The sequence below is a fragment of the Halomonas sp. BM-2019 genome (genome assembly GCF_017584085.1).
Window position 1 is genome coordinate 3,736,790 of sequence record NZ_CP071922.1, and the last position, 12,037, is coordinate 3,748,826.

At 71.8% G+C, this 12,037-nt stretch carries 10 protein-coding genes and 1 pseudogene; 7 read left to right on the forward strand and 4 right to left on the reverse strand.

Going from position 1 to position 12,037, the window contains the following annotated elements; genetic code table 11:
- The first annotated feature begins 95 nt into the window (after positions 1-95).
- The 4 genes from J5F18_RS18510 (at position 96) to J5F18_RS18525 (ending at position 4,717) form a co-directional block, all read left to right on the forward strand.
- Entirely contained in the window at positions 96-977 is an 882-nt protein-coding gene (locus J5F18_RS18510; protein WP_346299993.1) for a hypothetical protein, read from the forward strand.
- Between the two features lie 74 nt (positions 978-1,051).
- Positions 1,052-1,846: a hypothetical protein gene (locus J5F18_RS18515; protein ID WP_346299994.1), complete on the forward strand. Its 795-nt coding sequence runs from the start codon at positions 1,052-1,054 to the stop codon at positions 1,844-1,846.
- Complete coding sequence (locus tag J5F18_RS18520) at positions 1,843-3,459, forward strand: GH3 auxin-responsive promoter family protein (RefSeq protein WP_346299995.1); 1,617 nt, start codon at positions 1,843-1,845, stop codon at positions 3,457-3,459. Before J5F18_RS18515 ends, J5F18_RS18520 begins: the two co-directional genes overlap by 4 nt.
- 88 nt (positions 3,460-3,547) lie before the next feature.
- On the forward strand, positions 3,548-4,717 hold the full coding sequence (locus tag J5F18_RS18525) for an MFS transporter (RefSeq protein WP_346299996.1): 1,170 nt from the start codon (positions 3,548-3,550) through the stop codon (positions 4,715-4,717).
- Between the two features lie 24 nt (positions 4,718-4,741).
- Here the strand turns inward: J5F18_RS18525 and J5F18_RS18530 are convergent, their stop codons facing one another.
- The 3 genes from J5F18_RS18530 to J5F18_RS18540 all read right to left on the reverse strand — a co-directional run bounded on the left by J5F18_RS18530 (position 4,742) and on the right by J5F18_RS18540 (position 7,982).
- Complete coding sequence (locus tag J5F18_RS18530) at positions 4,742-5,974, reverse strand: DUF3422 domain-containing protein (RefSeq protein WP_346299997.1); 1,233 nt, start codon at positions 5,972-5,974, stop codon at positions 4,742-4,744.
- Between the two features lie 88 nt (positions 5,975-6,062).
- Positions 6,063-7,031, reverse strand: coding sequence for a magnesium transporter CorA family protein (locus J5F18_RS18535; RefSeq protein ID WP_346299998.1), 969 nt, complete (start codon positions 7,029-7,031; stop codon positions 6,063-6,065).
- A 72-nt stretch (positions 7,032-7,103) separates the two neighbouring features.
- Positions 7,104-7,982, reverse strand: coding sequence for an alpha/beta hydrolase-fold protein (locus J5F18_RS18540; protein ID WP_346299999.1), 879 nt, complete (start codon positions 7,980-7,982; stop codon positions 7,104-7,106).
- A 127-nt stretch (positions 7,983-8,109) separates the two neighbouring features.
- Between J5F18_RS18540 and J5F18_RS18545 the strand changes: the two genes are divergently transcribed.
- Positions 8,110-9,129, forward strand: coding sequence for an acyltransferase family protein (locus J5F18_RS18545; protein WP_346300000.1), 1,020 nt, complete (start codon positions 8,110-8,112; stop codon positions 9,127-9,129).
- Positions 9,130-9,218: 89 nt separating this feature from the next.
- Positions 9,219-10,115, forward strand: a complete 897-nt coding sequence (locus tag J5F18_RS18550) for a universal stress protein (protein ID WP_346300001.1) — start codon at positions 9,219-9,221, stop codon at positions 10,113-10,115.
- Between the two features lie 49 nt (positions 10,116-10,164).
- On the opposite strand, the gene J5F18_RS18555 is transcribed toward J5F18_RS18550, so the two are convergent.
- Positions 10,165-10,872 carry a DUF3581 family protein gene (locus J5F18_RS18555; protein ID WP_346300002.1) on the reverse strand — a complete coding sequence of 236 codons (708 nt, stop codon included), beginning with the start codon at positions 10,870-10,872 and terminating at the stop codon, positions 10,165-10,167.
- Between the two features lie 119 nt (positions 10,873-10,991).
- Between J5F18_RS18555 and J5F18_RS18560 the strand changes: the two are divergent.
- A pseudogene (locus J5F18_RS18560) lies at positions 10,992-12,037 on the forward strand (hypothetical protein); the annotation flags it as partial.

Genomic DNA, 12,037 nt, shown 5'->3' on the forward strand with positions numbered 1-12,037 from the left:
AGCGCGAGCCCGACTACTTCGCCTCCCTGGCGCGGGAGTGCCAGCGCCACGCCACCCTGCTGGTGGAGCACGCCAGGAGCGGCGAGCCGATCGCCATGGGCAGCCGGCTGGTGCAGCCCGCCTGGTACCAGGGCGAGCGGCGCCCCCTGGGCTACCTGTGCCAGATCCGCCTGGCCGAGGGGCACCGGCTGCCGCCCCGGGCCGCCCGGCGAGCCTGGGAGACGCTGGGCGCCACGCGTCGCTGGGACGAGGCGCCCTTCGATCTCACCAGCATCACCCTGGACAGCCGCGCGGCGCGGCGGCTGCTGGAGCACGGCCTGCCGGGCCAGCCCCGCTACCACCCCATCGGCGACTATCGGGTCCACGCCCTGGCCACCGGGCGCCCCCTTCCCGCCCCCCAGGGCATCACCCTCGGCGAGGCCGACGAGGCGGCCTGGCGGGAACTCCTCGAGTGGCGCGAGGCGCGGCGGCGGCGCGCCGCCCTGGCCCTGGCCGGGCCGGCGGAGGGGCGGGTGCTCCGGCTGGTGGCACGGCGCCGGGGGCGGCTGCTGGCCGGGCTCGCGGTGCTCGATGCCACCCCCTGGCGCCAGCTGGTGGTACGCGGCTATGGCGGCCGGCTGGCCAGGCTGCGCCCGGCGCTCAACCTGATGCGGGCGCTGACCGGCACCCCGCGGCTGCCGCGAGTGGGCGAACCGCTGCGCTGCGGCCAGGTGGTGGACCTGGTCCATGCCCCGGGGGAGCAGCCCGCGGCGCTGGCGCTGATCCGCCACGCCGCCTCCCGCGCCGCGGCCCTCGGGCTCGACCTGCTGCTGGTGGGTCACGCCGAGCGCGACCCCCTGGGGGCCTGGCTGCGACACAGCCTGCCGGGGCGCCACTACCGCACCCGGCTCTATGCGGCAGCCTGGTCGCCGCTGGCCGCCGCCGACCTGGCGGCGCTGGGCGAGGGCGACCTCGACCTGGAGCTTAGCGCGCTATGATGACGGACCCGATGACGGACCCGACGATGCGAGACCCGAGGCACCAGCCGGCTCCAGGCCTGTCCCAGGCCCCCATGGCACCCGCCACTCCGCCCACTTCGGTCCACGGCCGGCTGCTGGCCCGGGAGCGGCTCTCCGCCGCTGAGCGCGACGCGATGCGCGCCCTGCTGGTGCGCCACTTCAGCGGCGTCACCCCGGCGCAGTTCGCCGCCGATCTGGCCCAGAAGCAGTGGGTGATCCTGCTGGAGGACGCCGCGGGGACCCTGGTGGGCTTCACCAGCCTGCGCCTGGAGACCCTGGAGGCGCCCGTGCGCTGCCACCTGCTCTCCAGCGGCGACACCATCATCGACCCGCGGGCCTGGGGCAGCACGGCGCTGATGCGCGCCTGGCTGGCGGCGGTGCTGGCCCTGCGCGAGGGCGCCGGCCGCGACCGCCCCTGCTACTGGCTGTTGCTGGTCTCGGGCTTTCGCACCTACCGCTTCCTGCCGCTCTTCTGGCGCGACTTTCATCCGCGCCCGGCGCCGGCGGCGCCCGCCGAGCTGGCCACCCGGCTCGCCCCCCTAGCGCACCACCGCTACGGCGAGGCCTTCGACCCGGCCAGCGGTATCGTGCGCTTTCCCCGCCCCCAGCGGCTGCGCCCACACCTGGCGGGCATCCCCGCCGAACGCCTCGCGGATGCCCATATCGCCTTCTTCGCGGCGCGCAACCCGGGCCATGCGGCCGGCGACGAGCTGGCCTGCCTGACCGAGCTCGACGAGGCCAACCTGACCCGGGCCGGGCGGCGGATCCTGCGTGCCCTGAGCCCTCCCGAGGCGCCTCGCCCGGGCCTCGGCCTCGGCGCCCAGCGGCGTCCCGAGGCCAGCGCATGAACCGCTGCGCCCTGCTCCAGCGGCTGTGGCGGCTCGAAGGAAGGCGCCACGCCCGGCGGCTGCGCCGCGCCCTGGCCGACCCCGAGACGGCCCAGGGCGCGCTCCTCCGGGCGCTGGTGGAGCGCAACGCCGAGACCCGCTTCGGGCTGACCCACGGCTTCGCCGCCATCCGCAGCCTGGAGGATTTCCGCGAGCGGGTGCCGATCCAGCCCCCCGATGCCTTGGCGGAGTGGGTCGCGGCGATCCGGGCCGGCGAGCCCGCGGTGCTGACCCGGGACCCGGTCACCCGGCTGGTGCCCACCAGCGGCACCACCGGCCCCGCGCGGCTGATCCCCTGGACCCGGGGCCTGCAGCGCCAGTTCGGCCGCGCCATCGGCGCCTGGACCCACGACCTGCTGGCCGAGGACCCCGCGCTGATGGGCGGCCCCGCCTACTGGTCGATCTCGCCGGCGGGCCCCCAGGCCCAGGCGGCGCTGGCGAGCGCCGTGCCGATCGGCGTCGACCAGGACAGCGCCTACCTGGGCCGCTGGCTGGCGCCGCTGGTGGACGCCACCCTGGCGGTGCCCGGCGAGGTGCGCCGACTGCAGGCGCTGGACGCCTTCCGCTACGCCACCCTGCTCTTCCTGCTGCACGCCCGGGAGCTGCGCCTGATCTCGGTGTGGCATCCCGCCTTCCTGGCCCTGCTGCTCGACGCCCTGCCGCGCCATCGCGAGCGGCTGCTGGCCGACCTGGCGGCGGGCACCTTCACCCCGCCGGGCGAGGTGCCCCCGGAAGCCGCCCGGGCCCTGGGCGCGCGACTCGTGGCGCAGCCGGCGCGGGCCCGGGCACTCGAGGCCCACGACTTCCTCGACGCCACCCGGCTGTGGCCGGCGCTGCGGCTGGTGAGCTGCTGGCAAGACGCCCGGGCTGCCGACTCGGCGCGGGCGCTGGCGGCGCGGCTGCCCGGGGTGCGCTTCCAGGCCAAGGGGCTGCTGGCCACCGAGGCGGTGGTGAGCCTGCCCTTCGCCGGACGGCTTCCGCTGGCGGTGACCGCCCACCTCTTCGAGTTCCTCGACGACGCCGGTCGCGCCCACTGGGCCCACGAGGTCAAGCCGGGGGAGTGCTACCGGCTGCTGGTCACCACTGCCGGCGGCCTCTATCGCTACGACCTGGGCGACCGGGTCGAGGTCACGGGCCGGCTCGGGGGCACGCCCACCCTGTGCTTCCTGGGCCGCGCCGGCGGCGTCAGCGACCTGTGCGGCGAGAAGCTCAGCGACGCCGTCGTCCAGGATGCCCTCGACGCCCTGCTGGCGGGGCTCGAGGTACGCTTCGCCATGCTGGCCCCGGAGCGCGAGCGCGACGGCCGGCCCGGCTACGTGCTCTTCCTGGAGGCCGATCGCACCCCGGCGGGGCTGGCCGGGCGGCTCGAGGCGCGCCTCGCCGAGAACCCCCACTACGCCCAGGCCCGCTGGCTCGGCCAGCTGGCCCCGGTTGCCATCGAGCCGGTGCGGGATGCCCAGCGCGCCTACCTGCAGGCCGAGGTGCACCGCGGCCGCCTGGGCGACATCAAGCCGGCGGCCCTGGACGCCCGGGAGGGCTGGCGAGCACGCCTGGGCGCCGCGCGGCATCGGTGAGGGCCGAGGGCGGGGCAGGCGACCCGGGCGCCAGAGGATGGCATACTCCCTCCCCTTTCCCTACCTTCCCCATGGCCATGGAGCGGACATGACGGCACCGGCCGCCGAGCGCGCACGCCGCACGACCTACACCTACTTTGCGGCCTTCGTGGCCATCGGCATGAGCGGCGGCCTGCTGGGGCCGGCGCTGCCCCACCTGGCCGAGATGACCGGCGCCAGCATGGGTCAGATTGCCATCCTGTTCACGGCGCGGGCGCTCGGCAACATGCTCGGCTCGCTGCTCTCGGGCGCCCTGGTGGACCGCTTGCCGGGCCACCGGGTGCTGATGGGGATGCTGGCACTGATGGCGCTGGGCCTGGTCGCCGTGCCCTTCAGCCAGGCCCTGGCGGCCCTCACCGCGCTGGTCTTCCTGCTCGGCGTGAGCGAGGTCTCGGTCAACGCCGGGGCCAACACCCTGCTGCTCTGGACCCACGGCCCGGCCTCACCCCCCTGGATCAGCGCCCTGCACTTCTGCTTCGGCCTCGGCAACATGCTGGTGCCGCTGCTGCTGGTGGCGGCGCTGGCCATGACCGGGCAGTTCCAGTGGGCCTTCTGGCTGGTGGCGCTCTACGCCCTGCTGCTGCTCGTCCCGCTGGCCCGACAGCCGAGCCCGGCGATGCCGGCGCCGCGTCCTGGCACAGAGGCGAGCCGCCCCGCACCGGATCCCTGGCGGCTCGTCCTCTTCCTGCTGATGTTCGGACTCTACGTGGGCGCCGAGGTGACCTTCGCCGGCTGGATCACCGCCTACGCCACCCTGATCGGCACGCCCCCCGCCAGCGCGGCGCTGCTGGTGACGCTGTTCTGGGTCACCCTCTCCGCGGGGCGCCTGCTGGCCATCCCGCTGCTGCGCCGGATCACGCCGTGGCGGGTGCTGCGGCTCTGCCTGGGCCTGGGATTCGTCGCCACCCTGGCGCTGCACTTCGGCTGGCTGCCGCTGCCCGCCGTGGCGCTGCTCTTCGGCCTGGCCAGCTCGGCGATCTTCCCTACCCTGTTCGGGCTGGCCAACCAGCTGATGACCATGGACGGCCGTACCACCGGGCTGATCTTCCTGGCGGCGGGCAGCGGCGCCATGGCGGTGCCCTCCCTGGCCGGCCCGCTGCTGGAGTGGGCCGGCACCGGCGCCTTCCCGCCGCTGCTGTTCGGCCTGGTGGGCCTGAAGACCGCGGGGCTGGTCCTGCTGCGCCGCCGGGTGCGCCGCGGCGAGGCCCGTCACGGCTGAGCCAGGGCGCCCGGGCGAGACGGCTCAGTGCTGCTTGACGCGCCAGATGCGCCAGGCCAGCACGGCGAGGATGCCCAGGCCCAGCGGGCCGATGATGGCGGCCGCCACCGCCGGCACGATCGCCACCCCCAGGGCGCCGAGGCTCTGCAGCCCGAGCTTGAAGAGGCTGAACAGGTAGTAGCTGATCACGATGAGCGACAGCCCCTCCACCGCCTTCTGGATCTTCAGCTGGCTGCTGGTGCGCTCGTTGAGGCTCCTGAGCATCTCGGCGTTCTGCTCCTCGATCTCCACCTGGGCCCGGGTCCGCAGCAGGTCGTTGAGCCGCGCCACGCTCTTGGCCAGGCCCTGCTGGCGCTCGTTGATCGCCGCACAGAAGTGCACCGTGGGCCGGAAGCGGCGCAGGATGAAGGTGCCCAGGTGGGGGCTGTCGCCGACCCGGCTCTCGCGCAGCTCCTCGATGCGAGCGTAGACGATGCGTGCATAGGCCTCGGTGGCGCTGAAACGCTGACGGGAACGGGCTCCGGAGCGCTCGAGCCGCGCGGAAAGCGCCGAGATCGACGCCAGCAGCGGACGCGAGCTCTCCTGCTGCCGCTCGGCATTGCGGTCGGAGAGCTCGCCGAGCTCGCGCTCCTGGTCATGCAGCTCGGTGCCCAGCTCCTTGGCCAGCGGCAGCGCGAGCGACGCCATCATGCGGTAGGTCTCGATCTCCAGCAGCCGTCGGGTCATGCGCCCCAGGTGGAAGTCGTCGAGGCCCTGGTTGACCAGCAGCAGGCGGTTGACGCCCTCCTCGGAGAGGCGAAAGTCGCTCCAGACGGTGGCGTCGCCGTCGCCGATCCGCGAGCCGGCCGGGTCTCGGAAACCGTAGCGCCCGGCATCGCCGGCCCAGCGGTGGGCCGACTCCACCAGCAGCAGGGTGGCACTGATCAGCGACGCCCGGTGGGACTCGACCAGCGAGGCCAGGGGTTCGGGGGGTGCCGGCCAGAACGCTCCCTCGTCGCGGCGCGGCACCAGCAGGGAGAGGGTGAGGAACTCGGTATGGCGCTCCCACTTGAGGACCTGGCCGTCCAGTTCGAGGATCTCCTGCACCGCCTCGGGATCGGGCGGCCTACCGGTCAGCTCGCCCAGTAGGGCCAGGATCGCCTCGCAGACACCGTCGCCGTCGAGGAAGGCGTAGTGGTGGAGATGCGCCGGCTCGCAGAAATGGATCGAGGGCCGGGCGTGCAGTTCGTTGTGCAGTCGCTCGCGCAGTGGGTGCATGATTAGGGCTCGAAGGAGGGGATCTCCCGAGACTAGGGCCTGGCGCGCCGCGGGCCAAGCATCTTGCGTCAACGCCCCCGGCCGCCGGCTAGAACCACCCCTTGCGCCGGAACAGCCAGGCCAGCCCCAGGCCGATGGCCAGCATCAGGCCCAGCACCATGAAGTAGCCATAGCGGTGCTCGAGTTCGGGCATGTGCGCGAAGTTCATGCCGTAGATGCCGGCGATGAAGGTCAGGGGCACGAAGATGGCGGTGATCACCGTGAGGATGCGCATGGTGATATTGAGCCGATGGGAGGAAAGCGAGATGTGACCATCCACCAGGTCGCCGCAGATGTCGTAATACATCTGGGTCAGCGAGTGCAGCCGCTCGAAGCGCTCGTGGACGTCGTTGATGGCATGCAGCGTCTCGACGTCATCCCGCGGCAGGTGCGAATAGTCGTAGGCGGTGAGCTCCTGGGTGATGCCCAGGTGATACTTGAACACCCGGCGCATCTTCACCAACCGCGAGCGGTAGCCGATGACCTGGCGCATCAGGGCGTCGCTGTCATTCTGTATCAGCGCGTCCTCCAGATCGCTGAGGGCGTTCTCGAACTCCAGCAGGCTGTCCAGGTAGTAGCCGGCGGAATGGTACATCACCCTGAGCGCCACTTGCTGGGGGGAGCGATGCAACAGCCCGGCGCCCTCGTGCTGGAAGAGCCGGTCGATGCTGTTGGCGACGCCGGGGTGGAGAGTGACCACGAAGCGCTCGCCGAGGAAGAAGGCCAGCTGCTGCGGCGTGAAGTTGAGTTCGGCATCGAAGGCGGCTATGCCGCGGTAGAGGATCAGGGTATGCCCCTCGAACTCCTCGATCTTGGGCGGGTGGCGCTCGCGATGGGCATCGTCGATGGCCATGGGGTGGCAGTCGAAGATGAGCAGCCACTCGCGCTCGATCTGCGGCGGTTCGCCCTGCAGGTCGACCCACAGGTGGCTCTCCGGCGCCTCGCGCCAGCGGGCTAGCAGCTCCTCTCCCCCGGTTCTGGCCTGGCCCTCGGCATCCACCAGCAGCGTGCGAATCATGGCGTGTCATCCCTGCCAGCGACGGGCGGCGGTCCGCCCGGATGGCTCCCACTCTAGCACCGCGCCGGCGGGTCAGCGCACCTCCTCGTCGGACGGCACCGGCGACTGCAAGTAGCGGAACAGGAAGGCCAGCGCCGGCCCCAGGCTGGCCCGCCACACCTGCCAGGTGTGGCCACCGGCAAGTACCTCCAGCGGAACCTGGCCCGGTTGGTGCTCCTCCAGTGCCGCCTGCAGCCGGCGGGCATGGCCCACGGCATCGAAGACATCGCGGTTGCCAGCGCTCAGGTAGAGCGGCACCACATAGTCCTGGGTCAGGTAGTGATCCAGGTGGGCCGGGTAGTTGAGCCGCTGCCAGAGGTCGGCATCGAAGCGGTTGTCCGGCGTCAGGAAGGCGGCATGCTCCCGGGCGGTGGAGTTGGCCGGCGGCAGCGGGTAGTAGCTCGCCGGGCTCAGCGCCGCCGCGGCGGCGAACAGCTCGGGCCGCTCGAGGACGAAGTTGACGGTGCCATAGCCGCCGGCGGATAGCCCGGCGATCCCCCGCCATTCGCGCTTGGGCACCACCCGCCACACCTCCTCCACGTGGGGCAGCAGGTCCTCGAGGAAGGCGGTACGCGCCGGCTCGTTGTGGCCGTCGACCCACCAGCTCCGGCTGCCGGGCATCACGATCACCGTCGGCGGAATCCGCCCCCGGCGAATCATCCGGTCGGCGATCTCCTTGAGGGCCCCGCGGGTTACCCAGTCGCGGTCGCCGCCGAAGGAGCCGTGCAGCAGGTAGATCACCGGATAGTCGAGCCCGGAATCGTGGTAGCCCTCGGGCAGGTAGAGGGTGTAGGGATAGTCGCGCTCCAGGGTTTGTGAATAGAAGCGATGGTGGGAGACCTGGCTGGCCAGCGCCTGGCCGGCCAGCAGCAGGAGTGTCAGGATGACCGCACCGCTTCTCGCTACCGTCATGTCGGGCCCCTCTGTCCCAATAATGAATGGGAATTCCTGGATGAAGGGAATTCATGCTGCCTGCCGCGGTCCGACAGCAGGTGCGGCACAGACGTTCAACCCGGTGAGGACAACAGGAAACCGAGACATGCAACGGATCGAGGAAATCTACTGGCTGCGAGCCTACGGCTGCCTGGCGGTCTTCAGCTTTCACCTCCTCGATCACCTGAACCAGCGTCTGGATACCCTGGCCACGGACCTGGTCCGCATCCCCACGGTGCTCGGCACCCCGATCTTCATCTTCATCTCGATCTTCCTCTTCTCCCTTCGCTACGGACGCGATATTCCCCGGGGCTTCCTGGCCAGCCGGGTGAAGTACGTGATGGTGCCCTACCTGGTCTACGGGCTGGCCTATTCGCTGGCGGAATTCCTGCGCCTGCAGGCCAACGGGGCCGAGGCGGGGCTTGCCGAGACGCTGCGCGAGTACCTGATATACGCCGGCTGGCACGGCTACTTCCTGATCATCGCCGCCCAGTTCTACGCCTTCTACTGGCTCTACGGGCGCCTGGACCTCGCCCGCTGGCTGCCCGCCACCCCCTGGCTGGTCATCGGCAGCCTGATCAGCATGGCCTGGTGGGGCTACTGGCAGTGGCGCAGCAGCCTGCCGCCGGGCTACCTGCACTGGATCGCCCCGCTGGGCTGGCTCTACCTCTTCTTCCTGGCGCTGGTGCTGGTGGAGCACTACCGCGACCGCCCCGAGGCGCGGCCGGCCTGGCTGGTGGCGCTGGCCCGCCCACGCTGGCTGGTGGGGATGGTGGGCCTGGTGGCGCTGCTCTCGCTGCCCGGCTGGCTCGAGTACTCCTCCAAGGAGGTGTGGGTGGTACCGCTGTTCCTGCTCTTCACCCTGTGGGTGATGGATCGGCTGCGTGGCCGACCGGCCCCCCCCCTGGTGCGCCGCCTCAACGAGTTCTCCTTCGGCATCTACCTGACCCACCCGATGTTCTTCAACCTGGTGGACGTGCTGGACCCGGGCCAGCGGCTGCCGCTGGGCGCCTATATCCTGGTACTGGCGGGGGTCGGCCTGGCCGGCTCCATCGCCTGGAACCTGGCCGTCAACCGCCTGGAATGGGGCGGGCTGCTGTTCGGCAAGCGGCTTCGGGTGGCCTGAGGGGAGGCGACGACGCAGGGCAGAGGCTGTTAATCTACTCCCAGCCACGCCCGGGAGGGCACCGACTGGAACCAAGGGAGAGAGTGTCGATGAGTGTGCAGGTCTCTCGGATCATCGTCCCGGTGGACGGTTCACCGACCGCCGCGGCCGCGGCTCGCCATGCCAGCCTGCTGGCCAGGCTGCTGGACGCCCCGCTGCAACTGCTGCACGTGATGCCGCTCAACCCGGCGGAGCTGTGCGATATTCCCGCCAACCGCCAGGCCGAGGCCGACCATGACCGGGCGGTGCGCCGCGAGATCGCCGAGGAGGCCTTCGCCAAGGCCCGGGCGGCGATCGAGCCCACCCGGAAGAAGGCCCCCGAGGAGATCGTGCTGGAGGACAGCACCTTCATCCGCCATCCGGAGCGGGCCATCGTCGAGCACACCCGCAGCCAGCCCAACTGCCTGCTGGTGCTCGGCGCGCGCCACCTGAGCGAGGTGGGCAAGTTCGTGCAGGGCAGCGTCAGCAACGAGGTGGTGCACCGTGCCCGCTGCCCGGTGACCATCGTCCATGACGATGCCAGCATGCTGGAGGCCTCGGGCATTGGTCGGGTGCTGCTCCCGGTGGACGGCTCGGACCACGCCAACCAGGCAGCGGGGCTGGCCGGGGCGCTGGCGCGCAACGCCGGGGTGCCGGTGGAGCTGGTATTCTGCCAGCCCGGGGGCCAGGCGGGCGGCGCGGAGGAGGGCGACGAGACCCAGGCCGAGCGGGTCTTCCGCCTGGGACGTGAGGCGCTGGGCGAGATTCCCGAAGGCATCGAGGAGGTACTGCTCCACGAGGAGCGCTTTGCCGAGGCCATCGTCTCCCGCGCCCGCCAGCACCTGGCGGAGCGGCCGATGATCGTCATGGGGCGGCGCGGGCTGGGCAAGTGGCGGGAATCGCTGCTCGGCAGCGTCAGCCACCGGGTCATCGACCTGGCGCCCTGTCCGGTCACCGTGGTGGTGTGACTTCCCAAGCGAACACGCGCCGGCCCGCCCCGCAGCGGGTGGGCCGGACTCAGCCTTCGTAGGCGGCCTTGAGGCGATAGAACTCGGTGACGATCTCGTCCATGGCGGACGCGTCGTAGTCACACAGGCCACTCACCACCAGCTTCTTGGAACCGGTGCCGATGGGTGCCCCACGGGACTGGATGCGGAACTCCAGCAGGGCATCGCCACGCTTGCCGCTCACCTCGAGGGATGAGCGGGCCAGCTCCAGTTCCGGGACTAGTCCGTCCAGGCCCTCCAGGGAGAAGCCCATGCTGTCGTAGATCACCAGCGGACGGCGCGGGTTGAACATCACTCCCTTCTCCTCCATCAGCGGCTTGAGGTAGTGGGGGAAGTTCTTGCCGGAGAAGGCCACGTAGCAGCGGGTGAAGGCCTCCACCACCGCCTCGTCGCGGGTCGTTTCACCGTCCCGCTCCACCTCGAGATAGCACTTGCCGCTCTCGTCGTTGACCAGGATGCGGCCATCGCCTGGCTCCTCGAAGCACAGCGGGGTGCCGTCGCCCACCATGTTCAGGAAGCGGAAGTCCATCCGCTGGGAGAGCCCGAAGCGCCCCAGCACCAGGGCGAACAGCAGGTCACCCGGCACGCAGAAGCGGCGCGCCTCCGGGTTATGGATCGGGTTGTAGTCGCCGGCGACGCCCTTGGCGAAACGACTGGCCTGCTCGGCGGAAATGCTGACGCACCTGCCTGCCGACGTATGGAATTCATCAAGAAACATGCTTGCCTGCCTGCCCTGCGTGGTTGGCGATTCTAATACTGTCGGCGACTGCCGGAGCGCAGATGATGCCATAAAACCCTCGCCAACGAAGCCTCGGGAGCGGCTACCATGAGCCAATGATGACACGGAGCAACGACGAGAGGCCGGAAGTGACGGCACGCAGGCCATGGCGCTGGCTAGGCTGGACGGCCGGCCTGGCCATCCTGGCCCTGGGTGGTGTGGCCCTCGCCCTGCCCGCGCTGCTGAACAGCGTCTGGCTGCAGGCGCGGCTCTCGGCACCGGAGGGGCTCTCGGTGCACTGGGAGGGCTCGCGTCCCGGCTGGGGCAGCCTGGCCGTGGAATCCCTGGTCATCGAGCGCGAGGGCGCGGACCTGCCGCTCGCCCTGGAGGTGGACACCGCCCGCCTGGCACTGGACCTGCCGGCCCTGCTGACCCGACGCCTGGCCATCCGTGCCCTGGACGCGAACGGCCTGAGGCGCCTGGAGATCGACGGCCATCGGCTGAGCGGCGAGGGCCGGCTGAGCCTGACCGGGCTCGACCTCGCCCGGGACGCCGTGGGGGTGGAGCGCCTGACGCTGGCGCTGGAGCAGGCCGTGGTGATCCGCGATGGCCTGCGCCTGGTGGAGGACATCGCCGTGACCGCCGACCTGGTCGTCGCCCCCTTCGACCCCGGCGCCCATCCCGGCCAGGCGGCCCTGCGCTTTCTCTCCGGCGAGTTTGCCCTCGGGGCCCGCGCCGACGCCTGGGACCTCTTCACCCCCTACCTGGCGGAGCTGGGCTGGCTGGGCCTCTCCGGCCGCGGCAGCCTCAGCGGTGAGCTGGCACTGGAGGCGGGCGTGCTCGCGCCGGGCAGCCGCCTGGTGCTCCTCTCCCCGGCGCTCGCCGTCACCCTCGACGAGACCGCCCTGCTGGCGGGGCCCGGCGAACCCGCGGCGGCCCCGGCCTGGGCGCTCCCCGACCAGGCCTACCGCCTGCAGGGCGCCGGCAGCGTGGCGGTCCACGTCGACGAGCCCCCCGTCGCGCGAGGCGACCCGCCCCCCGGGCGGCTGGCGGTGACTCTGGAGGGCCTGGCCATGCACCAGGGCGACGCCGCGGCCCCGCTGCTGACCGGAGAGCGCTTCCGGCTGGATGCCCCGCTGCCGACCGACCTCGCCGCCGCCCCTCG

Coding starts and splice junctions, on each gene's coding strand:
- J5F18_RS18520 (WP_346299995.1), top strand. CDS start 1,843: ATGAACCGCTGCGCCCTGCTCCAGCGGCTGTGGCGGCTCGAAGGAAGG.
- J5F18_RS18530 (WP_346299997.1), bottom strand. CDS start 5,974: ATGCACCCACTGCGCGAGCGACTGCACAACGAACTGCACGCCCGGCCC.
- J5F18_RS18535 (WP_346299998.1), bottom strand. CDS start 7,031: ATGATTCGCACGCTGCTGGTGGATGCCGAGGGCCAGGCCAGAACCGGG.
- J5F18_RS18510 (WP_346299993.1), top strand. CDS start 96: ATGGGCAGCCGGCTGGTGCAGCCCGCCTGGTACCAGGGCGAGCGGCGC.
- J5F18_RS18550 (WP_346300001.1), top strand. CDS start 9,219: ATGAGTGTGCAGGTCTCTCGGATCATCGTCCCGGTGGACGGTTCACCG.
- J5F18_RS18555 (WP_346300002.1), bottom strand. CDS start 10,872: ATGTTTCTTGATGAATTCCATACGTCGGCAGGCAGGTGCGTCAGCATT.
- J5F18_RS18540 (WP_346299999.1), bottom strand. CDS start 7,982: ATGACGGTAGCGAGAAGCGGTGCGGTCATCCTGACACTCCTGCTGCTG.
- J5F18_RS18545 (WP_346300000.1), top strand. CDS start 8,110: ATGCAACGGATCGAGGAAATCTACTGGCTGCGAGCCTACGGCTGCCTG.
- J5F18_RS18525 (WP_346299996.1), top strand. CDS start 3,548: ATGACGGCACCGGCCGCCGAGCGCGCACGCCGCACGACCTACACCTAC.
- J5F18_RS18515 (WP_346299994.1), top strand. CDS start 1,052: ATGGCACCCGCCACTCCGCCCACTTCGGTCCACGGCCGGCTGCTGGCC.